The 21,524-nt window shown below is 43.1% G+C and carries 15 protein-coding genes; 7 read left to right on the top strand and 8 right to left on the bottom strand.

Annotated elements, in window-relative coordinates; all coding sequences use genetic code 11:
* Nucleotides 1-33 precede the first annotated feature (33 nt).
* Nucleotides 34-711, bottom strand: coding sequence for a hypothetical protein (locus D1164_RS03505; RefSeq protein ID WP_119348550.1), 678 nt, complete (start codon nt 709-711; stop codon nt 34-36).
* 744 nt (nt 712-1,455) lie between these two features.
* Here D1164_RS03505 and ilvD point away from each other — a divergent pair.
* From ilvD to D1164_RS03540, 7 genes are all read left to right on the top strand, one after another.
* Nucleotides 1,456-3,132, top strand: a complete 1,677-nt coding sequence (gene ilvD / locus D1164_RS03510; RefSeq protein WP_119348551.1) for a dihydroxy-acid dehydratase — start codon at nt 1,456-1,458, stop codon at nt 3,130-3,132.
* Nucleotides 3,133-3,260: 128 nt separating this feature from the next.
* Nucleotides 3,261-4,847, top strand: a complete 1,587-nt coding sequence (locus D1164_RS03515) for a hypothetical protein (protein ID WP_119348552.1) — start codon at nt 3,261-3,263, stop codon at nt 4,845-4,847.
* A 48-nt stretch (nt 4,848-4,895) separates the two neighbouring features.
* Nucleotides 4,896-5,771, top strand: a complete 876-nt coding sequence (locus D1164_RS03520; RefSeq protein ID WP_119348553.1) for a hypothetical protein — start codon at nt 4,896-4,898, stop codon at nt 5,769-5,771.
* 286 nt (nt 5,772-6,057) lie between these two features.
* Entirely contained in the window at nt 6,058-10,329 is a 4,272-nt protein-coding gene (locus tag D1164_RS03525) for a response regulator (protein WP_119348554.1), read from the top strand.
* Nucleotide 10,330: 1 nt separating this feature from the next.
* Nucleotides 10,331-11,920: a response regulator gene (locus D1164_RS03530; RefSeq protein WP_119348555.1), complete on the top strand. Its 1,590-nt coding sequence runs from the start codon at nt 10,331-10,333 to the stop codon at nt 11,918-11,920.
* Nucleotides 11,904-12,779 (top strand): CheR family methyltransferase, encoded by an 876-nt coding sequence (locus D1164_RS03535; protein ID WP_119348556.1) that lies wholly within the window; start codon nt 11,904-11,906, stop codon nt 12,777-12,779. The genes D1164_RS03530 and D1164_RS03535 overlap by 17 nt, the downstream gene beginning before the upstream one ends.
* Entirely contained in the window at nt 12,776-13,342 is a 567-nt protein-coding gene (locus D1164_RS03540) for a chemotaxis protein CheB (RefSeq protein ID WP_119348557.1), read from the top strand. Before D1164_RS03535 ends, D1164_RS03540 begins: the two co-directional genes overlap by 4 nt.
* A 116-nt stretch (nt 13,343-13,458) precedes the next feature.
* Here D1164_RS03540 and D1164_RS03545 read toward each other — a convergent pair whose 3' ends face one another.
* Genes D1164_RS03545 through D1164_RS03575 form a run of 7 tightly spaced genes read right to left on the bottom strand, consistent with a single transcriptional unit; the run spans nt 13,459 to nt 20,990 of the window.
* The gene (locus D1164_RS03545; RefSeq protein WP_119348558.1) at nt 13,459-13,917 is read right to left on the bottom strand and encodes a V-type ATP synthase subunit K; all 459 of its coding nucleotides are present in this window, start codon (nt 13,915-13,917) and stop codon (nt 13,459-13,461) included.
* A gap of 31 nt (nt 13,918-13,948) precedes the next feature.
* A complete protein-coding gene (locus tag D1164_RS03550) occupies nt 13,949-15,784 on the bottom strand; it encodes a V-type ATP synthase subunit I (protein ID WP_119348559.1) in 1,836 nt (611 codons plus the stop codon).
* The gene (locus tag D1164_RS03555; protein WP_119348560.1) at nt 15,781-16,389 is read right to left on the bottom strand and encodes a V-type ATP synthase subunit D; all 609 of its coding nucleotides are present in this window, start codon (nt 16,387-16,389) and stop codon (nt 15,781-15,783) included. The genes D1164_RS03550 and D1164_RS03555 overlap by 4 nt, the downstream gene beginning before the upstream one ends.
* Nucleotides 16,390-16,407: 18 nt before the next feature.
* Entirely contained in the window at nt 16,408-17,727 is a 1,320-nt protein-coding gene (locus D1164_RS03560) for a V-type ATP synthase subunit B (RefSeq protein ID WP_119348561.1), read from the bottom strand.
* Between the two features lie 35 nt (nt 17,728-17,762).
* Nucleotides 17,763-19,529 carry a V-type ATP synthase subunit A gene (locus D1164_RS03565; RefSeq protein ID WP_119348562.1) on the bottom strand — a complete coding sequence of 589 codons (1,767 nt, stop codon included), beginning with the start codon at nt 19,527-19,529 and terminating at the stop codon, nt 17,763-17,765.
* Entirely contained in the window at nt 19,513-20,379 is an 867-nt protein-coding gene (locus tag D1164_RS03570; protein WP_119348563.1) for a DUF2764 family protein, read from the bottom strand. Before D1164_RS03570 ends, D1164_RS03565 begins: the two co-directional genes overlap by 17 nt.
* Complete coding sequence (locus D1164_RS03575; protein ID WP_119348564.1) at nt 20,376-20,990, bottom strand: V-type ATP synthase subunit E family protein; 615 nt, start codon at nt 20,988-20,990, stop codon at nt 20,376-20,378. Before D1164_RS03575 ends, D1164_RS03570 begins: the two co-directional genes overlap by 4 nt.
* Between the last annotated feature and the right edge of the window lie 534 nt (nt 20,991-21,524).

Below are 21,524 nucleotides of genomic sequence, written 5' to 3' on the forward strand. Positions count from 1 at the left end.
CAATAATCTTTGAGGCGGTAAAGATAGAATTTTCTAACGGGTTTCTGCCCTTCTTACGCAGAACAAAAACTGCAGCATCAGATGCACCGCCAGCAAGCCAAACACATGCCACAAAAAGTGCGTGCCCATGGGTAACCAGGCAAAGGTATCGGCCCACCGGAAAAACAGCGCAACCCCAAAAGAGATGAGCGCCGTCCCCACCAAATATCCGTTGCGGAAACCGGTTTTTGCAAGGTACCAGCCAATGGGAAACAGCACTACTACCGCCATGGAAGCATAATTTACATTGATGGCGGTTTGAACCGGCAGGCCGCTGTTAAAAAGCGCTCCCTGAGAAAAAAAGAAAACCATCAGCAATATTACCGGTGGCCACCACTTCCGCCAGGCTTTCATAAAAAAATAGAACGATGCAGAAAAGGTAATGAGCATAATGGGCATCCAATCCATCATCAAAAAAGCACGGTGCCAGCGAAATCCGTGGTAGATGGTCCCTCCCACCCCGCCAATGAGTAACAAAACCAACAAAGAAAACATAAACCGGAAACGGGAAGTTTCTTTTCGGATTTTCAAAAACCAGAAAACCGCCACGGCAACAAACAGTGCGGCCGTCACAAAATTCCAGGGCTCCACAATCACCTTTTCCAGGTTGGTTTCCGTGTAAGTATGCCCTCCGTCGCGCAATGGAATATTTAGCCAATAAAAAAGAATCATCTCAAATAATTGTTTTTATGCCATAACAAATCCATCCCTTTATTGGAACACAGCCAAATTACTAATTTTCAGAAAATAAATTATTTATACCGAGGCAATATTACAAGATTATTGCAGAAGCTACCAGAGGGAAATAGCCGCTACCCAACAACGGGCAATTCATAACAAAAAACAAAACGGCACCTCCGCTATCTTCAGAAACTGTTTAAAAATCGTAAAAATATAATAATACGAATCAAGAGTTGACACTAGCTGATTATCAGGAATTCAAACCACTCCGGGGTTGCGTCTTAACCCCGCATTGCCTTCCCCGAGCTTCGCATGGGGCTATTTTTATTTATGTCCTTCGGACATCTCTTTATCCCGAAAGGGATTAAATAATAATAGCCACGGGTAAAACCCGTGGTAATGAAGTGGATATGAAAAGAACCCCGAAGTGGGTTCAACTCTTGATTTGCATTATTATATAAAATGAATTTAAATTTTATTGTACAAAGTATGATATTGAAAATCAATTTATTTAACCTTGTCCCTAAAGAGAGTAAATTCCTACCAGATGTCAGATTGGGGTAAAAACTGAAAATCAAAGCAGTATAGTGCCGTGGAATAAAATTTAAATAGTTTCTCAGCCACGGCTGAGAATAAACCTCTCCCCATCAAAAAATACTAAGAATTTATCCCGTTCGTTTAGTTAAAGGATATTTTTATCTTAATTTCGTCGCACAACCAAAATAAATTGAAATTATGGGAAATAAGTGGAACATTAATAGCCGGCTGATTACACAGGATGATACGCTTCCGGCAGCCCAGGCCATGTTGTATGCCATTGGCATGGATGAAAAAGATCAGCAAAAAGCCCAGGTGGGAATCGTAAGCACTGGTTTCCAGGGAAACCCCTGCAACATGCACCTGAACGGACTGGCTTCGGCTCTAAAAAAAGAGGTGGACAAACAGGAGGAGTTGTATGGACTTATTTTTCATACCATCGGGGTAAGCGACGGGATTACCAACGGCACCGAAGGAATGAAGTTCTCCCTCCCTTCGCGGGAAATTATTGCCGATTCCATTGAAACGGTAGTAAGCGCACAGTTTTACGATGCCGTTATTCCCATTGTTGGTTGTGACAAAAACATGCCCGGCGCCATGATGGCCTTGGGTCGCCTCAACAGGCCGTCCATCCTGATGTATGGAGGAACGGTAAAAAAAGGCCGTTGGAAGGGCAAAGATTTGAATATCGTTTCAGCTTTCGAGGCTTACGGGGAGCGAATAAGGGGAACCATTTCTGATGAAGATTACCGGGGAATCATTCGGAACTGTATTCCCGGCGCAGGAGCCTGCGGAGGTATGTATACCGCCAATACCATGGCCGCCGCCATTGAATGTTTGGGAATGAGCCTGCCGGGGTCGTCTTCCAATCCGGCACTTAGCCCCGAAAAAAACGAGGAATGCCGGGGGCTGGCAGAAGCCATTAAAAATGTACTGGAAAAAGACATTAAGCCACGGGACATCATGACCCGCGAAGCGTTTGAAAATGCCATTACACTCTCCATCGCCCTGGGGGGTTCCACCAACGCGGTAATTCATTTAATTGCCATGGCCAAAGCAGTGGGCGTGGAACTAACCATCGACGATTTTCAGCACATCAGCGACAAAACCCCTTTTATTGCGGACTTAAAACCCAGCGGCACCTACCTGATGGAAGATTTACACGACGTCGGAGGAATTCCGGCCGTAATGAAATTTCTCCTGAAAGAAAACTTCCTGAACGGAAATTGTATCACCGTTACGGGAAAAACGATAGGGGAAAACCTGGAAGAAGCTCCCGGGTTAAAAGAAGGACAGAAAATTATCCACTCCTTTGAAAATCCGATTAAAAAGAAGGGGCATATCCAGATACTTTACGGAAATCTGGCCGAACAGGGAGCCGTGGCAAAAATTACCGGCAAAGAAGGCGAATTGTTTTCCGGCCCGGCCCGAGTATTTGAAGATGAGTTTGAAGCCATTGAAGGTATCCGGACACAGGTTAAGCCGGGCGAGGTAATTGTTATCCGGAACAGTGGCCCCAGGGGAGCGCCCGGAATGCCCGAAATGCTTAAGCCCACCAGCGCGGTGATGGGAGCCGGTTTGGGGAAGGATGTCGCCCTTATTACCGACGGCCGTTTTTCCGGAGGCTCTCATGGTTTTGTGGTGGGGCATATTACTCCGGAAGCTTATGAAGGGGGTGCAATCGGGCTCATCCAAAACGGCGACCGGATTACCATCGATGTAATACAAAACCGGATTGATGTGGATTTGACACCGGAAGAGTTGGAGGCCCGCAGGAAAGTATGGATAAAACCTTCACAGAAAGAACTTACCGGGATATTGAAAAAATACCGGAACTCGGTTGCGTCTGCATCAGAGGGTTGCATCACCGTATAACCAAAAAATAAAACGACAAAGGAGTGAAACACAAACACGCGGGGAGAATAACATCCGTTCAAAATATTCAATCGGATCACTTGTTGGAGGCCTCTCCTATTTACTTATTTTTGCACAAAATTTTTCCCATGGGACTTTGGCTTCAATTATTCAATAAAATATCGCGTACCGTTAATATACTTTTGCTGCTTACCTTGTTTACACTCCTGCAACAAACCGCCGGGGCACAATCCGACAGCCTTGAGATCGGCGTCCGCGGAGTAGCCGTTTACTCTTCAGACCACCTGGTACCACTGTGGTTACATTCCAACCAGTACGGACAGATTGATGCATTTGGAAACGGGCAGTTGCTGGGCCATATTCACGCTTCCTATGAACATAGGTGGAATGAAAAATTGTCGCTTACGGCAGGCACCGGCTTTTGGACCGATAATGAACTGGACAGGGTAACTCCGGGGCAACTGTTTGCAGCAGTCAGCTTTCAAAGCTTCACACTTATTGCAGGCAAAAAAAATCTGGACTATTTACCCGGGCAGGAAGCCGATCCTGCATTTTTTAACTTTCGCAACATTCGCCCTATGCCGGCAATTTCCTTCGGCTTTTTTGATTACACACCGGTTCCGTTCACCAGGGAATACCTGCAATTCAAAGCGGCACTCCTTCAAGGCCGCCTGAATGACGAACGTGAATCGCCCGGTGTTCGCCAGCCCTACTACCATTTCAAAAGCCTTTACCTGAAAACAGGAAACCTGCCGGTAAATATTTTTGCAGGCATGAATCACTCTGTTCTTTTTGGCGGAACACTGAGCGATGGAACCGAAATACCTGTCGACTGGATAAGTACCTACCTTATCAATTCTTCTGAAACGCTGAAGGAGTTTAACCACGGCGAAGGAACCAACGCCCCCGGAGAACATGTGGGATTAAGTGAATTCGGAATTCATTATGAAACGGACAGGATAAACCTGTTCATTTCAAAACAGGACCCAATGACCGATTATTCAGGCCTGTTTCGCTCCAAAGACAAAATACTAAACTTCAGAATCCAAATCAAAAAAACAAACTGGCTGGAAGAATTCAGCTATCAGTATGCATACACCAAACACCAAACCGGCCCGGGACTTCACCTTGCGCCATTCAGGGAAGTTGAAGATTATTCCCTTTTTCTGAAAGAGAATTTTGGTCTGGATGCGGATGTAAATACATGGGAAGAATTTTACCCTTACCTGAAAGAATATGTAAACCGTGGGTACCCCGAGTATGGCCGCGACAATTATTTCAACCACGGAATCTACCGGTTGGGGCATTTTTACGACGAACACTTTTATGGATATCCCCTCATGCACTCCAAAGAACAAATAAAGTACTTTAAAGATATTGATGATTTCAATTATTCTACCATAGGAAACAACCGGTTGCAGGCACACCACTTTGCAATGAAAGGCTCCATTACAAAAGGGCTTACTTATAACGCCAAAGTAACCTTTTCCGAAAATTTTGGAACCTACAATGGGTTTTACACAAAATGGCTCAACGAACGCGAAGGGTATTACTTCCGGGAGGTTAAAAAACAAAATTATTACCTACTGGAACTTTCGCAACAACTTCCCCGGAACTTTACTGCTCAGGCAGCTTTTGGGTTCGACAGCGGATCTCTTTACCAGTCGTGGGGAATACGATGTGGAATCTCCTGGGTTATTTTTCCATTGAATTAGTATTTTTACGTACATTATTTGAAAAAGCTATCTTCAAAGCCGTTTACAATGATTCAATATCTTACAAAAAAAACACAGAAATACCAGATGATCCGAAACGTTCAACTAACCGGAACGGTGATATTCATCCTTACTCTTTTGATTTTATCACCTGCCAAAAGCGATGCTACCCCACCCTCCTCGTCGAAGAAACACAAGTGGCTGATTTCAGGCAGTGTGGGGATGGCGATTCTATCTACTGAATTCTCAAAAGAATACGTTATACTCGAAAACGAGTTCCGGCACCAACCAGGCTGGGCTTTTGATATCTCTGCGGGACGGACAATCGGCAGGCATTGGGAACCGGCCATCCGCTTTAGTCTGTTCACCCTTTCGGGAGACAGCGATTCGCCTGATTTTACAGCCAACGGAAACCATCCCTCATTCAGCGGTCCCTTTTACCAGACTCCGGTAGAATATGTCTCTCTCAGTGGTTCATTATCCGGAGTCGTGCGGTTTTACTTCAGGGAAGTGCCCGGAACCAACGTTGATAAGTTCCGTCTGGATCCCTATATTGAGGCAGGCGGTGGTGTCAATTCGTTTGCCACAGAGCTTCGGTATAAAACAACTCCACCCGGAGAAACCTCACCTATTATTTTTCAAAAAGGGGTTACCAAAGGTACTCCCCCCACCAATGTAGCGCAGGCCATTTTCGGACTGGGCACAAAAATCGGGTCACCCAAAAAATGGCAAATTATATTGTCGTACACTGCGAATGTAATAAACTATGCCTGCCTGGACGGGGTGCACAATTATACAAACGGGGTAAGAAACCATGCCAATGGAATTGTATCAAAATTTACAGCGGGAATTGTAATTCCGCTTGGAACCATGGAAGTTTCTCCCCGTCAGGAAAAAGGAGATAACCTCCCCTGGGCGAATTAACACTTTTTTAATGCAGGCAACCGACCAACATAAGCGATAAAGAGGTGTACCTGTTACAAAGTTTGCGGTTATTCTCATTGACATTCCGAAATAATAAAAATCAGAAAAAAAACATCCATTTTACACCTTGGTTTGAAAACCCAAAATTATTGAACGCTGCGAAGGCGAACTCTTTTTATTTTCAAAAAACTGACTGACAAATAATTTTATAATTCGCACAATTATTTAACATTTTTTTGTCTATTTTGCAGTTCCGCAACAAAATGTAAGCTAAACAAGATAAAACATGGGCAAATTCATACCACAATTTTCCGACTTCAAAATTACGCGAAAGCTGGCCATCCTTATATACATTTTTGTATTCGGCATCATCATTATGGGATTGGCTGCCTATGTTCTGTTTAAATCAAGTGAATCATTTACCATGTTGGGAAATGAGAACAGAGTTTTTGTAGAAACTTTCGATTCAGGTGTCGCCCATTTTTACAAATATGAAGTTTCAGGAAATAACGGAGAACTGGAAAAAGCCTACGAATATTTTAGTCATGCCTTTAACATTGTATCTGTTTTTGCCAAAGCAGACAGCCTTATGAATGTTATGCCCCGGGAAGAATGGGAATCCTATTTTCTTGAAATTTTCAAAGAAGGTTTTGATAACGACATTGATAAAATCAAATTTATGGGTGCTCAGATACGTGTATTTGACAACATTAACCATAAAAAACTGGATGAGATCCAGCAAATTGCAGCAGATATTTCGCTGTTTATCCAAAACATTACGTCATTAGTCGACTCATACAGGGAAAACAAATCGCCCGAAAAACTGACCCGCCTTCAAGCTGAATTTCCCAAAATTCGGTCCTATACCCAAAGGTTTACTTGGAAATTATATGAGCTTAACAAATACGTTACCAATTCATTCGCTGCCCTCATTATTTTCCTCGCTTTGTTTTTGATTCTTACAAGCACGTTGATTTCCAGAAGGATCAACAAGTCCATTTCTGATCCAATCACCAAACTGGCGGATAATTTTGAAAAGATGGCCAGCGGTAACATCAAACCCTCAGTAAAAATAGACTCCAAAAATGAAATCGGCCAGTTATCAAGATCGTTTTCGCAACTTCAAACCAACCTTCAGGATATTATTTCACATTCAAAAAAAATTGCACAAGGCGACTATAGCGATAAACTAGAACCAAAATCGGAAGAGGACGAACTCGCTCCGGCGCTGAACAAAATGGCCTATCAACTGGAACAAACAGAAATAAACCACCGAAAGGAAAACTGGTTGCAAAAAGGCATAAACGGCCTCGACGACCACATAAGGGGCAACCATTCGGTAAGGGACCTATCCGGAAAAATTATCACTTACCTGAGCCACTTTCTTAAAATTGAACTGGCCGCTATTTATGTTTTTGACGAAACGATTGACCAGCTCAGCTTCGCAAGTTCTGTCGGGTTAAACACAGCAGAGCTGAAAGAAAATATTAAAATCGGGGAAGGACTTATCGGCAAAGCGGCGCTGGAAGGCTCCCTGCAAATTGTGGATACGAAAAAGAAATATCACAAAATTTTCAGTGCAACAGGAGAAATAATTCCTGAAAAAATATACCTGCTGCCCCTGTTTTATAACGAAAGCATTCAGGGCGTTATTGAACTGGCACCGGTCAATGAGTTATCCGATATTAAAATTGAATTTCTGAGCTCAATTGCCGAAAGAATATCCGTAAGTATCACAGCTTCTGTGGCAAGGGAACGCCATAAAGAGTTGCTTGAAAAAACGTTGGATCAGGCAGAAACGTTACGTGCCCGCGATGAAGAACTTAGCAAAAAGCTGGAAGAAATTACCCGGATACAGGAAAGCCTTATCAGGGAAAAAGCGTTGCTCGACTCCATGCTGCATACCCTTCCCGATTCGGTTTATTTTAAAGATATCGACAGCAAATTCCTGCGAATCAGCAAATCGATGGCAAACCGATTTGGGGTGAAAGTACCGGAAGAAGTTATTGGCAAATCCGATTTCGATTTCCGTTCCCGGGAAGAAGCTCAATTATATTTTGATGAGGAACAGAAAATTATAAAAGATGGAGAAGGGGTTGTGGATGAAATCCGCCAAAGCATTGATAAAGACGGAAAGGAAAATTGGACTTCCGTAACCAAGCTTCCGATGTATGACGAAACCGGAAAGTGTATCGGCACATTTGGCATATCGAAAAACGTTACCCAAATCAAACAACTGGAAGTAGAAGTAAAAAAACAAAACGAACAACTGCTTTCCAATCAGAAAGAGCTGATGGATGTAAACCACCTGCTAAAGCAGCAACAAGAGGAACTCAAATCAACAAACGAAGAATTGAAGTCTCAGGAAGAAGAACTTAGGGTGGCAAACGAAGAGATGAAATCGCAGGAAGAAGAGCTCAGAGTGGCCAATGAAGAACTGGCGGAGCAAACAAAAATTCTGGCCGAAAATGAAAAAAACCTAAAAAAACAACGGGAAAAGCTTAAAGAAACCAACCAGGAACTGAAACTGGCAAGCCAATACAAATCGGAGTTTCTCGCCAATATGTCGCACGAGTTGCGTACTCCGCTAAACAGCTTGTTAATTCTTTCCAAACTGCTTAGCAACAATAAAAAAGGAAACTTAACAGAAGATCAGCTAAAATCGGTAAATATTATCCACAAAAGTGGAAAAGACTTACTCGATCTAATCAATGAAATTCTCGACCTTTCGAAAATAGAAGCGGGCAAAATGACTTACAATTTTGACGAAGTTTCTGTCGACGACATAAAGTCTGAAGTTATCCAGCATTTCGGGCCGGTAGCCGAAAATAAAGCGTTGACGTTGGAGGTCAATCAGCCAGATGACTTTCCCAAAACCATCTTCACGGACAAACAGCGGCTAATGCAGATAATCAGGAACCTTCTCTCGAATGCGTTTAAATTCACCAACTCCGGCGGGGTGAAGGTTAACATGGGAATTACCCCATCGACGGCCAAACTGGTTAATCCCGATCTGAGCCACCGGAATACATTTTTTATTGCCGTTGAAGACACGGGGGTGGGAATCCCCGAAGGGAAAGCAGAAGAAATCTTTGAGGCCTTTCAGCAGGCTGACGGAAGTATTTCGCGAAAGTATGGCGGAACCGGACTGGGACTTTCCATATCGAAGCACCTGACCCACGTTTTGGGAGGTGAGATACATGTAAAAAGCGCTGAAGGCAAAGGTTCTGTTTTTACGGTTTACCTGCCCTCAGACAGAAACCTGGTTGGGAAAGTTTACAACGAACCCGGAACAGAAAAAAAACAGGTGGAACGCGTTGAAGAACCTGCATCAACGACGTACGAAACGGCCGAAGAAGAATTTGACAAGAACGAACTCCCGGCTTTTATCGACGACGACCGGAATTTGGATCCCTCCGGACTAATGGTGCTTATCATCCATAATGAAAAGAAAAAGGCGCATAAACTACTCGAACTTTGCCATAAGAAAAACTTCAATGCCCTGGTGGCAGCCAGTATCAGCGAAGGCATCAGACTGGCTTCTGCATTTTCGCTGCAGGCCATTATCATTTCCTCCGAATTAAATGACTCAAACGAATTCCAAAACCTAAAGAACAACAAATTTACCAGGCAGTTGCCCCTCCACTTTGTGTCACGGATTGAAGATTCAATCCTTGACAACATAGATGATTTAAGAACGCCCGAATCAGTTCCTTTGGAAAATATTACACAAAACATTGAAAACAAAATAAGCAAAGAGTACAAACAAATACTGGTAGTGGAAGACGATCCCGGCACGCGCGAAGCCATTCACATACTTTTTGAAGACAAGGACATAATCCTTCACGAAGCCAATACCGGGCAGCAGGCTTATGAAATGATTTCAGCCAAAGCATTCGACTGTATTATCCTGGATCTGGGGCTTCCCGACTTCTCAGGAAACGAACTACTGAAAAAGCTAAAAGCAGGGAATATTCCCATCCCAAATGTCATTATTCATACAGCCAGGGAACTTTCGGCCAAAGAGCTTCGGGAATTGCACAAATTTTCCGACTCTATTGTAATAAAAGGGATCAAGTCCGATGAGCGGTTAATGGATGAAGTTACCCTTTTCTTACACCAGGTGGCGAATAAACTTCCGAGGAAAGTGCAGATAAAAACAGAAGTGCCGGACAAAAATGGGTTTAAAGGGAAAAAAGTACTGTTGGTAGACGATGATATCCGAAATGTTTTTGCCCTGGCCCAAATACTGGAAGAACGAGAAATTGAAGTGATGGAAGCGGAAAACGGAGAGGTTGCCGTTGAAACACTGAAAAAAAACAGAGACATAGACCTTGTATTAATGGACATTATGATGCCGGTAATGGACGGGTACGAAGCGATGAAAATTATCAGGAATACGCCTGGAATAGATGACATCCCGATTATTACCCTTTCGGCAAAAGCCATGAAAGAAGATTACCAAAGAGCCATCAATAACGGGGCGAACGACTATATATCGAAACCGGTAGATGTTTCGAAACTTTTATCTTTATTAAAAATATGGTTGTTTAAATAAAATGGAAAGACCTAAAATACTGATTGTAGACGACTTAATCGAAAACCTTGTCAGCCTGGAAATGATTCTGGGAGATTTCGATGTTGATTTTGTCAGATCCACCTCCGGAATGGAGGCACTCAGAATTACACAGAAAAATGATTTTGCCATGGCCATTCTGGATGTGCAGATGCCCGGAATGGATGGTTACGAGACTTTATCCCTAATGCGAAAAAGAAAAAAGACCAGGTACCTTCCTGTCATTTTTGTTTCAGCCATCCATCAAAGCGATCTGCATATAATCAAAGGAATAGAAACCGGCGCCGTAGATTTTATACCCAAACCGATCATTCCTGAAATTTTGGTTGGTAAGGTAAAAATATTCCTCGACCTGTTTGCGCAGAAACAGGAACTGAAAGGGGTTCTCAAAAGGCTGGAAGAAAATAACAAAGAGCTCGAAGTTCAAAAAAACAAAGCAGAAGAGGCCACCCGGGCAAAATCGATATTCCTGGCAAACATGTCACATGAAATCCGCACTCCCCTAAACGGAATAATCGGAATTTCGAAATTACTGGAAGAATCAGGATTGAATGAGGACCAGAAAGAACTAACCGAAATAATAGCTACATCAGGTGAAAACCTGTTGAATATCATTAACGACATCCTCGATTTTTCAAAAATTGAATCAGGCCAGATTCAACTTGAAAACATTGATTTTATACTTTTTGATATCGTCAACACCATTGTTAAACTACTGAAATTTAAGGCTGACACAAAAGGAATCAGACTTTCCGTGGATATAGACAATAATATACCGCGAACCTTAACGGGTGATCCCTACAGGCTCAACCAGGTTATTACCAACCTGGTAAACAATGCCATTAAATTTACGGAGAAAGGCCGTGTAAAGATATCGGTTAAACCACTAAAAAAAGAAGGCCAAAATATCGTTTTGTTATTTAAAGTTACCGATACCGGGATCGGAATTTCGGAAGAAGACCAAAAGAAGTTATTCAGGGAATTTTCTCAAACAAATATTTCCATTGCACGGAAATACGGGGGAACCGGGTTAGGCCTGAATATATGCAGAAACCTGGTTTTCCTGATGGACGGAGAAATAGGTGTTGAAAGTACTCCCGGAAAAGGATCGGAATTCTGGTTTAGTTTAAAATTCGGTTACAGGGAAAGGAAAAATGGTAAAACAGATACTCCCGAAAACAGAGAGATTCCCAGGGATATAAAAATACTATATGCCGAAGATAATCTTGTTAACCAGCGGGTAACGCAACTTCTGCTTCAAAAAATCGGAATTGTTTGTGATATTGCTGAAAACGGGAAGAAAGCATTCGACATGTTTAAATCAAACGGCTACGACCTGATACTGATGGATATGCAGATGCCGGAGGTTGACGGACTCGAATCTACCCGTAAAATAAGGGAACACGAAGCAGCCCATAAAATCAACAAACCCGTATATATTGCGGCAGTAACAGCAAATGCATTTTCAGAAGATAAAAGAAGATGTTTTGAGATAGGAATGAATGATTTTATCAGTAAACCATTTAATGTAGCTGAATTAAAGAAAATTATCAGAAATGCCGTCAGAAACTAAAAACGACAGGATATTTCCGGTAAGCCCGGAGAAAAACGACACACAAAACATTGAGCTCGACCTTCTGCTGCAGGCCGTATTCCTGAAATACGGATACGATTTTAGAAACTACAGCAAGGCACACCTGAAACGACGAATCAACCAGCGACTAAACATAAGTAATTTAGAGACCATTTCGGAACTTCAAAACAAGATACTTTGGGATAAGGAATTTTTTCGGCTTTTTCTCAAAGACCTTTCCATCAATGTGACCGAAATGTTTCGCGATCCTGATTTTTATGCTGCTTTCAGAGAAAAAGTTGTTTCCGTTTTAAAAACGTATGCACACATCAAAGTATGGCATGCCGGATGTGCTACCGGTGAAGAAGTATATTCCCTGGCCATCATCCTGAAAGAAGAAAACCTGTTAGCGCGCACACAAATTTACGCTACCGATATTAATAAAAGTGTGTTGGAAACAGCCAAACAGGGAATTTACAGTAAAAAAGAGATGGAACTTTACGAAAGGAATTACAAAGAGGCCGGAGGAAAGGGTGAGCTCTCCAACTACTACACCTCAAAATACGGTTCTGTATTGTTCGACAAATCACTTTCCAAAAACATTGTATTTGCCGATCACAATCTTGTAACCGACGGGGTGTTTGCCGAAGTCCATTTAATCTTTTGCAGGAACGTCCTGATATACTTTGACAAACTCCTGCAGAATAAAGTGCTGGGCCTGTTTTCAGACAGCCTTGCCAAACGGGGATTTTTATGCCTTGGTACCAAAGAAAGCCTGAAATTTACCGACTATGAAAATAAGTTCCAGGCAGTAGATAAGAAAATGAGAATTTACAAAAAATTATATATACCGAAATGATTAAAGCAGTTGCTATTGGCACATCTTATGGAGGAATGGAGGCAATACGGACCCTGCTTTCAAAACTCCCTGATAGTTTTCATTTACCGGTTATTATCGTTTTACATATCGGGAATAATAATATCACTTCCTTTCTGACGCAGTTGAACAAAAAAACATACTTCACTGTAAAAGAAGCTGAAGATAAAGAAACGATAAGGGAAAAAACCGTTTACTTTGCTCCGCCAAACTACCACCTGCAAGTTGAGGATGATTATTCGTTTAGCCTTTCGACAGACAAAAAGATAAATTACTCGCGCCCATCCATCGATGTTTTGTTTGAAACCTCTGCCTGGACATTTAAAGAGAGGCTTGTTGGCATTTTGCTCACAGGCTCTAATTACGACGGCGCCCGGGGACTTCTAACCATCAAAAAATACGGGGGAAAAACCATCGTGGAGAATCCTGAAACGGCTTTTGCCCAATCTATGCCTTCTGCTGCAACAGAACTCTTCGAGCCGGATTATGTACTTGACCTTGAAAATATTGCTGACAAATTACTTGAATTAAGCAACGAGAGCTAAGGGGAGAAACAATTCAACTTAACAGATTCAACCCGGGATGTTATCACCACCGGGTTGAATCGAACCGGGCTTCAGCCCGTAAACCTTATAACACAACCAGACACTTTGTAATCCTTTTATCCTGCAACTGCACTACCGATAAGGAAGGTGGCAGCCAGTGCAATAATAGCATAAAGTTCAGGGAATACAGCAAGGATAAGGGTTTTCCCGGCAACATCGTGCCCCGAACCAACAGCGGCGATCCCGTTGGCGCACACTTGCCCCTGACGAATGGCCGACAAAAGACCAACAAGCCCTAAAGCAAGTCCGGCACCAAAAACAGAAGCAGCAACACCCCAGCCAATATCTGTTTGCAACAGACCAAAACTGTCGAGCAGGAAGTAGCCGGCAAAACCATACAGCCCCTGGCTACCCGGAAGTGCCGTAAGCATAATGTAGTTCCCGAAAGCTTCCCCGTTCTTTTTCATGGCCCCCACAGCCGCGTTACCGGCAATGGTAGTTCCAAATGCACTGCCAACCCCTGCAAGGCCGACCATTAATCCAATTCCAATGTAAGCTAAAACAATAGGTTCCATTCTCGATTTATTTTTAAATGTTATTACTTATTTATTCATTTTTTGAAGCCGGCTCTGCAAATGGTTTGTAAGGCCTGCCCCCTCCGGTAAACCCGGCATTTTTATAAAACTCAACAAACGTTAAACGTATGGGATGCACAAATGCCCCCAGCGCCGACATAAATATGGTAATTCCATGCCCTACAACAAGGATGATGATCATCACCAAAGGTCCGAGAACCGGGATGTCGGGCTTCATACTCAAAGCCATACTGTTGAACACCAGTCCCAGAATAGCACTTGAAACCCCAAGTGCAAAAAGCCGGATGTACGAAAGAATGTCGCCAAGCAGGCTGGTAGCCATGCTGTAAACATCCCACAAACCAGCGCCAAAATTCATAAAAATGTTCCTCTTGGGATGATTAATCAACAGGATAAGCACACCCGCTACAGCAAAGACGGCAATCTGGGCAATTCCGGCAACCTGGGGTGAAATTATTTCCTTCGTTTGTAAGCCGTAAACACTTCCAAATCCGACCATTAGCACCAGCCATCCTATAGTAGAGAGGGAATACAAGAATCCCCTCACACGGGTTATGTTGATCACTTTCAGTACCATGCCGAAAATAATCTGAATGACCCCGAAAATGATGGCCAGATTGAATAACTTGTCAGTACTTATCATGTAAGTTTTTACGCTTTCCAGCCAGGGAATGTCGGAGTTGATCAAATCAATTCCGAAAAAGGTACCGGTGAGTACTCCAAAAATAACGGTAGCTAATCCCAACCATTGAGCCAGACTCATCACCGATTTCAGGTTAGGCATTTTCTTTTTCATAAATTGGGCGGCTGCAATAATAATCAGTCCATACCCGGCATCGCCCAGCGAGAACCCGAAAAACATCATGTAAAATGGTGCAAAGAAAGGCACCAGATCGAGCTCTTTATGGTTAGGCAATTCGTACAGCTCCCCGATTACTTCATAGAGTTTGGCAAACCGGTTATTTTTCAGCAAAATCGGGACTTTATCCTCTTCTTCCGCCTTATCTGTAGTATGCAGAATTCTATTTTCTTCCAGATAGTTATCCAGTTCTGCCTTTTTAGTCTCGGGCACCCAGCCTTCCAACATTTTTACCTTCCCCTCAACCTCTTCTGTGGTTTGCAGTAAGGCATTTTGTTCTGCCAGTTGCTGCTGAATTTCATCATGGTAACTTTTCAGTAAAGGCTTACAGTAAAATGCAATCTGGTGCAGTTCGTGAGTCAGTGTCCCCGCATCACCTTCCCGTTTTTCGATCTCTTCCTTCACCTGGCTTAATGAGCGGTTGGGCAAGATCAGTTCATCGGCTCCCGATATTTCATCGAATCCGTTTTCCGGAATTCCGTTTTCGGTTTTTTCGATTTTTACAAAATAACGGTACCCGTCCTGGTCGCCAATTACATGCAGGTAAAATTTCTCTTCCCACTCCGGATTATATTTTCTTACGGGGCAAGACATAAACCGGATATGCACGCCTTGTCCTTCAAGATTTTGAACCTGCTTCCAGTCGAAATTGCCCCACGGCACCAATTGTTTCTTCTCTTTTTCAAGCTGTAAAACCTGATGATGGTTATGCTCCATCTCCTTTTCCATGGCTTTCAGCCGGTTGAAAACCTCTTCACCTGTTTTAAACGCAGGTTTGGTTTCCGATTTCTCCGGTTCCAGCATATCCAGCTTTTTGGCTGCTTTGTCTACCTCATTGAGGTGCCTGAAAAGCTCTTGCATTTCGGGAGTGGGTTCGTTGTTTTTAATGCTGATGTGCACCACGCCAATCTTCCGGATCTCCTTCAAAAAATCCTTATAAGCGGAATGATACACCAGGAAAGCATATTTATACATCGGAACAATCATACCTCAACCTCCTGTCTTTGTTTTTCCTGCCTGTCTTTTACAATCTTCTGTGCCGATTTCGACAAATTGTCCTGATCTTCCAGGAACCGTTTTATCTTACGGATTGCATCCTGAAAGCCTGGAATTTGCACCTTTTCATAAAGGTTTACCTTTTGGGTTGTTTTTTTCCGGGCAAAATCAAGCAGTTCCATTTTCCGCAGAAATACTTCCCTTTCAATGGCAATCTCGGCAATTTTTCGGATGATCGCCATACCATCGGGAAACCAAACCGGCTGGTTAAAAAGGTTGTCGGTGTTGGTTTCAAAAATGATTTTCTCCAGCACCGGCGTAAAAACCCCGGCAATTTTTTTCGAAGAAAGCTCTACATCTTTGATGCTTATAAGACTTTGATCAAACTCCCCCCACAGCCGGGCCATGGTTTCATACGAAGCAATCTGGCTGCTGTATTCCTCTTCAAGGGCAGCAGCCCTGTCTTTGGCCCGTTTCACCTCCACACGCAAAGCCGACTCCTTGTTTTTCAGTGTGGGCAATGCCCGTTCCCTGACCTTCAACTGCTTGTCAAGCGCCTGTAAAGCTGTTTTGTTATATTGAAATTTTATGGCCACGTAATTTCTTTATTTGATTTAACTCTTCCAGTACTTCTCAACCAGGCTCTCCCTAATAGCTACCTCTGCCTTTTTAAAGTGTTTTGAGAAAAGATCCCAGGTAATATCGAGCATGGTATCTGTACCCACATTCACGTCGATGGCAAGAATGCTGTCGGAATATTCCCTGGCAAATTTCAGCGTACGTTCGTCATAGTCGGTCAGGTCGAAGCCGTTCTCCAGCTTGGTCCGTGCGTTAGCCGCATCAGCATACAAACGGATGGCCGAGTTCATTACCTGCGGATGATCTTCACGGGTTTGTTTCCCGATTACCAACTGTTTCAAACGCGAAAGTGACCGGAACGGGTCAACGATTACCTTCCCAATGTCGGAATCGCGACGAAGGAATAACTGCCCTTCCGTAATATACCCTGTGTTATCCGGAATAGCGTGGGTAATGTCCCCGCCAGACAGAGTGGTTACAGCAATAATGGTAATGGAACCTCCTGACGGAAACTGCACGGCTTTTTCATAAATTTTGGCCAGATCGGAATACAATGATCCCGGCATACTGTCTTTCGAAGGAATCTGATCCATACGGTTCGATACAATACTGAGTGCATCTGCGTACAGAGTCATATCAGTAAGCAACACCAAAACGCTTTCATTCTTATCTACGGCAAAATATTCGGCGGCTGTCAATGCCATATCAGGAACCAACAGACGCTCTACCGGAGGATTCTCGGTGGTATTTACAAAACTGATAATCCGGTCGAGCGCTCCGGCATTGTCGAATACATTTTTAAAATAAAGGTAGTCGTCGTTGGTGAGCCCCATGCCGCCCAGGATAATCTTGTCGGCTTTTGCACGCAGGGCTACCATTGCCATCACCTGGTTATAAGGTTGGTCGGGGTCGGCAAAAAACGGAATTTTCTGTCCCGACACCAGTGTATTGTTCAGGTCGATACCTGCAATACCTGTGGCAATAAGATTCGATGGCTGTTTACGGCGCACCGGATTTACCGAGGGGCTACCGATATCACGCACTTCTCCCTGAATTTCAGGCCCCCCGTCAATAGGAGCGCCATACGCGTTAAAAAAACGCCCGGCCAGTTCATCACTAACGGTTAACTGAGGCGGTTTTCCCAGAAAACTTACTTCAGCATTGGTTGGAATCCCTTCGGTCCCTTCAAAAATCTGAAGTGTAATATCGTCTCCGGTAATTTTTACCACCTGTGCCAGTTTGCCGTTCACGCTGGCAATCTCGTCATAGCCCACGCCGTCGGCTTTTAACGTCACCGTAGCTTTGGTAATGTTGGTTAATTTGGTATATACTTTCTGAAATGCCTGGCTTTCCATAGTATCTCTTTTTCAGTATTAAATGTATGCCTTAATTAATTTGCCTGCTTTTTAAGCAACTCATTCAGCGCTCCTTCGTGCTGTTTGAACTTATCCGACTCAAACTCGGAGTAGTTCATCTGCTTGAACTCGTTAATCACCTCTTTGAAGAATGAACTCACATCTTCAAAATGGCTGAATACAAAGCTGCTGTCAACCACGTCCAACACTTTTGAAAGCATGTATTGCTGACGTTTCATGGGAGTGGAAGCATCGATTTTATCAAAAGCATCCTGCTGCAAAATAACAAAATCAATAAGTTCCGATTTCCAGAAGGTTTCGTGGAAGCTGATGGGCACACCGTCGTCGCCCAGGATGTTTATTTGTTCCATGGCTTCTTTTCCGCGAAGAAGAACGTCTTTGGCTTTTGTTACTTCTTTGAGCCATGAGTCGCCTACATTCGTTTCAAGGTTTTCCTGTACCTCCGGATATTCAAGATATTTCGAGTAACTGTCAATAGGATCAATTGCCGGGTAACGCTTACTGTCGGCACGCGCCTGGCTAAGACCGTAAAAACAACGGGCGGCTTTCCGGGTACTTTCGGTAACCGGTTCTTTCAGGTTACCCCCTGCCGGCGACACCGTACCGATAAACGTAATTGAACCGGTTTTTCCGTTGTTCAGGTAAACAAATCCTGCCCGCGAATAGAAGTTCGAAATAACCGCCGACAAGTCCATCGGGAAGGCATCTGGTCCGGGAAGTTCTTCCAACCGGTTCGACATTTCACGCAATGCCTGTGCCCAGCGCGAAGTAGAGTCTGCCATCAGCAGTACCTTCAATCCCATGGCCCGGTAATATTCCCCAATGGTCATGGCCGTATAAACCGAAGCTTCACGGGCAGCCACCGGCATGTTGGATGTATTGGCAATAATGATGGTCCGCTCAATCAGCTTTTTACCAGTACGCGGGTCTTCCAATTCCGGAAATTCGGTAAAAATTTCCACCACCTCGTTGGCACGCTCCCCACAGGCTGCAATAATTACAATATCCGCTTCAGCCTGTTTTGAAATAGCATGCTGCAAAACGGTTTTTCCTGTGCCGAACGGCCCCGGAATAAAACCAGTTCCTCCTTCGGTAATCGGATTTAACGTATCCATACACCGAACCCCTGTCTCCAGCAGTTTAAACGGACGCGGTTTCTCTTTGTAGGAGCCAATAGCCACTTTCACCGGCCATTTCTGCACCATTGTCAGATCGGTATCATTGCCATCATCATCGGTAACCACAGCAATTTTGTGGTCAACGGTATATTCGCCTTCGCTAACAATTTCTTTAATTTTGAATGTTCCTTTCATTTTGAACGGAACCATTACTTTATGCGGCTGGTCATTTTCATTTACCTCGCCAAGCCAGGCACCTGCCTGCACTTCGTCGCCTACTTTGACAATGGGTTTGAATTCCCATTTTTTCTCCCGGTTGAGCGGGTCGGTATATTCTCCGCGTTTCAGGAAAATACCTTCCATTTTGTCGAGGTCGTTTTGCAGCCCGTCATAATTTCGCGAAAGAATTCCGGGACCAAGAGTCACTTCGAGCAAATGCCCCTGAAACTCTGCCACCGATCCTGGCTTCAGGCCGCGGGTACTTTCAAATACCTGTACATAGGCATGTTTCCCCACCACTTTAATCACCTCCGCCATCAACCGCTCTTTTTCCAAAGAGATATAACAAATTTCATTTTGGGCAATCGGCCCGTTCACTTCTACCATAACAAGGTTGGAAACGATACCAACCACTTTGCCTGTTGTTTTATTTTCTTTTTCCATATGTTATCGCGAATTCTTCAGGAAATTCAAAATTGGATTGTAATTCTTCTAATAACTGGTTAAATATTTGTTGGCCCTTTTCTTTGTCGAGTTCAAACCAGCGCTCCACAATAAAAAGTTTCTGAACAAACGCCAGCACTTTTTCAATAGTGAAATAATTAAAAAAGGTTATTTCATCCAGAATATGCCACAAATGATTATCGAGTTTCAGTTCCCTGTCCAGGATATTCTCTATCTCGAAAATCTGAACGATACTCTCGATATCGTTGATTTCATTGGAAAGTCCAAAATCACGCGAACGGCTTTTTTTCAGGGCGTGGCTTACTTCATCGTCGCCAATAATGGCATCCTCAAAAGGAATACTGTGCTTTCGCCCGTTCAAAGCCAGCATAATATTGGCCATGTTTTGTTTGTATTCTGCAAATGCCGCTACAAATTCATTCCCCGAGCCGGCCAACGTTTTATACCACCTTTCCGTAAGAAATTTTACGGTAGCTACTTTGGGAAACTCTTCTTCATCATCGTGGTAAAACTCAATAAAGTCGGAAAAATAGGAAGGGAATGCCGAAGTATCAATCAGCTCAAATTGTTTTTTATCGACAAGCTGTTCAAGGCTTTCTCGGGTGTAATTTCCGCGTTCGTCCCACTCAAACTCACCGCCAAACAAAAGGTTGATTAAATTCTCGTGATCCCACGGCAGGTAAAATAACTTCACCAGTTCAAAATCTGACGCATGAAGTTCTTCCCGCAGATAATCGCGCAACTCCACCGATGAAAAGTGGAGCTTTTTATCATCAGGAATAAGATCGGGCAAGCCTGCTACCAGGCAGTAGTAGTTCCGCTTATTCATTTTCCCTCCTCAAAAAGCAGTTGACTGGTTTTGGGACGCAGGTACCCTTTCAGGAAGTTGGTAAAATCCTCATCGGTAAAGCTGATGAGATAACTCCCGTCCGCCGGTCCGATTTTGAATCCGGACTTCACGTTTTGGGCAAAAGAAACTTCCAGGCCTTTATTCAACTCGTCGGCCAGGTTGTTTTTGAAAAAGCTTTCCAGTTGTCCCCTGTCTTGTTCAGGCAGAATAACCTTCAAATCGAAACTTTCCTTTTCCATCCAACCTTTCACCACGCCAGAAATTAATGTCTGCAGGTAGTCTTTGTCGGCAAAAAGTTCTTTCACCGAAGGTTGAATTACTTTCATGGCGATGAGCGAGGTAATTTCCTGCTTCATAGCCGAAACAGCCTGGTTCAATGTCATTTTAATCTCCGAATCCACCTGCTTTTTCAATTCCTGCGCTTTATCATTCGCGTCGGCAATCAGCTTTTCCGCTTCTTTCTGTGCATTTTTTTCAATGTCCGAAGCCTTTTCCCTGGCCTCTTTCACAATGGCTTCTGCTTCCTCCTTCGCTTTTTGAACGCCTTCGTTGTAAATGGTTTCGGTTAATTCCTGAATTTTTGAATTCATATATTCCTGATGTTTAAAAATTCATTTATATTGAAATTTTTCTTTATTTAAAAGAAAATATATTCTCTATCCTGAAAAATACTTCCTTTTCAAAGGGTTGTAAATGTACTAACAAGATTTTAATAAGACGGAAGGAAAATTACCTTAATTTTGGGTTTTATGTCGCAAAATATGTTTTAAGATCGGTACAAAAAATACGGAAAAAGCGAAAAAAAGGGATTTATAAAAGATTAAAATTATGATATCACACCCTTAACAAACAACTCATTACAAAACAAAATAATGAATCAACCCAACACTTTTAAGTGACTATTTTGAGGAATGGAAGGTTTTTTAATCTTTTAATATTGGCTTAACGTTAGAACATTTTCCCCAATATAATTTTAGTACGCAATGTTATTTTGAGTATGAACCATGGGTTGAAGTTAGCATTGCCCAAAGAGCTAAATTTTCTATGATTCAAAAATTACTACGCTTGATCACAGGAATGGAATATCTTCTTATCATTCAACCTTAATTTGCTTTTTGATTTTG

It is taken from the genome of Mariniphaga sediminis, from assembly GCF_003573545.1.
Taxonomy (GTDB): domain Bacteria; phylum Bacteroidota; class Bacteroidia; order Bacteroidales; family Prolixibacteraceae; genus Mariniphaga; species Mariniphaga sediminis.

Coding starts and splice junctions, on each gene's coding strand:
- D1164_RS03505 (WP_119348550.1), bottom strand. CDS start 711: ATGATTCTTTTTTATTGGCTAAATATTCCATTGCGCGACGGAGGGCAT.
- ilvD (WP_119348551.1), top strand. CDS start 1,456: ATGGGAAATAAGTGGAACATTAATAGCCGGCTGATTACACAGGATGAT.
- D1164_RS03515 (WP_119348552.1), top strand. CDS start 3,261: ATGGGACTTTGGCTTCAATTATTCAATAAAATATCGCGTACCGTTAAT.
- D1164_RS03520 (WP_119348553.1), top strand. CDS start 4,896: ATGATTCAATATCTTACAAAAAAAACACAGAAATACCAGATGATCCGA.
- D1164_RS03525 (WP_119348554.1), top strand. CDS start 6,058: ATGGGCAAATTCATACCACAATTTTCCGACTTCAAAATTACGCGAAAG.
- D1164_RS03530 (WP_119348555.1), top strand. CDS start 10,331: ATGGAAAGACCTAAAATACTGATTGTAGACGACTTAATCGAAAACCTT.
- D1164_RS03535 (WP_119348556.1), top strand. CDS start 11,904: ATGCCGTCAGAAACTAAAAACGACAGGATATTTCCGGTAAGCCCGGAG.
- D1164_RS03540 (WP_119348557.1), top strand. CDS start 12,776: ATGATTAAAGCAGTTGCTATTGGCACATCTTATGGAGGAATGGAGGCA.
- D1164_RS03545 (WP_119348558.1), bottom strand. CDS start 13,917: ATGGAACCTATTGTTTTAGCTTACATTGGAATTGGATTAATGGTCGGC.
- D1164_RS03550 (WP_119348559.1), bottom strand. CDS start 15,784: ATGATTGTTCCGATGTATAAATATGCTTTCCTGGTGTATCATTCCGCT.
- D1164_RS03560 (WP_119348561.1), bottom strand. CDS start 17,727: ATGGAAAGCCAGGCATTTCAGAAAGTATATACCAAATTAACCAACATT.
- D1164_RS03565 (WP_119348562.1), bottom strand. CDS start 19,529: ATGGAAAAAGAAAATAAAACAACAGGCAAAGTGGTTGGTATCGTTTCC.
- D1164_RS03570 (WP_119348563.1), bottom strand. CDS start 20,379: ATGAATAAGCGGAACTACTACTGCCTGGTAGCAGGCTTGCCCGATCTT.
- D1164_RS03575 (WP_119348564.1), bottom strand. CDS start 20,990: ATGAATTCAAAAATTCAGGAATTAACCGAAACCATTTACAACGAAGGC.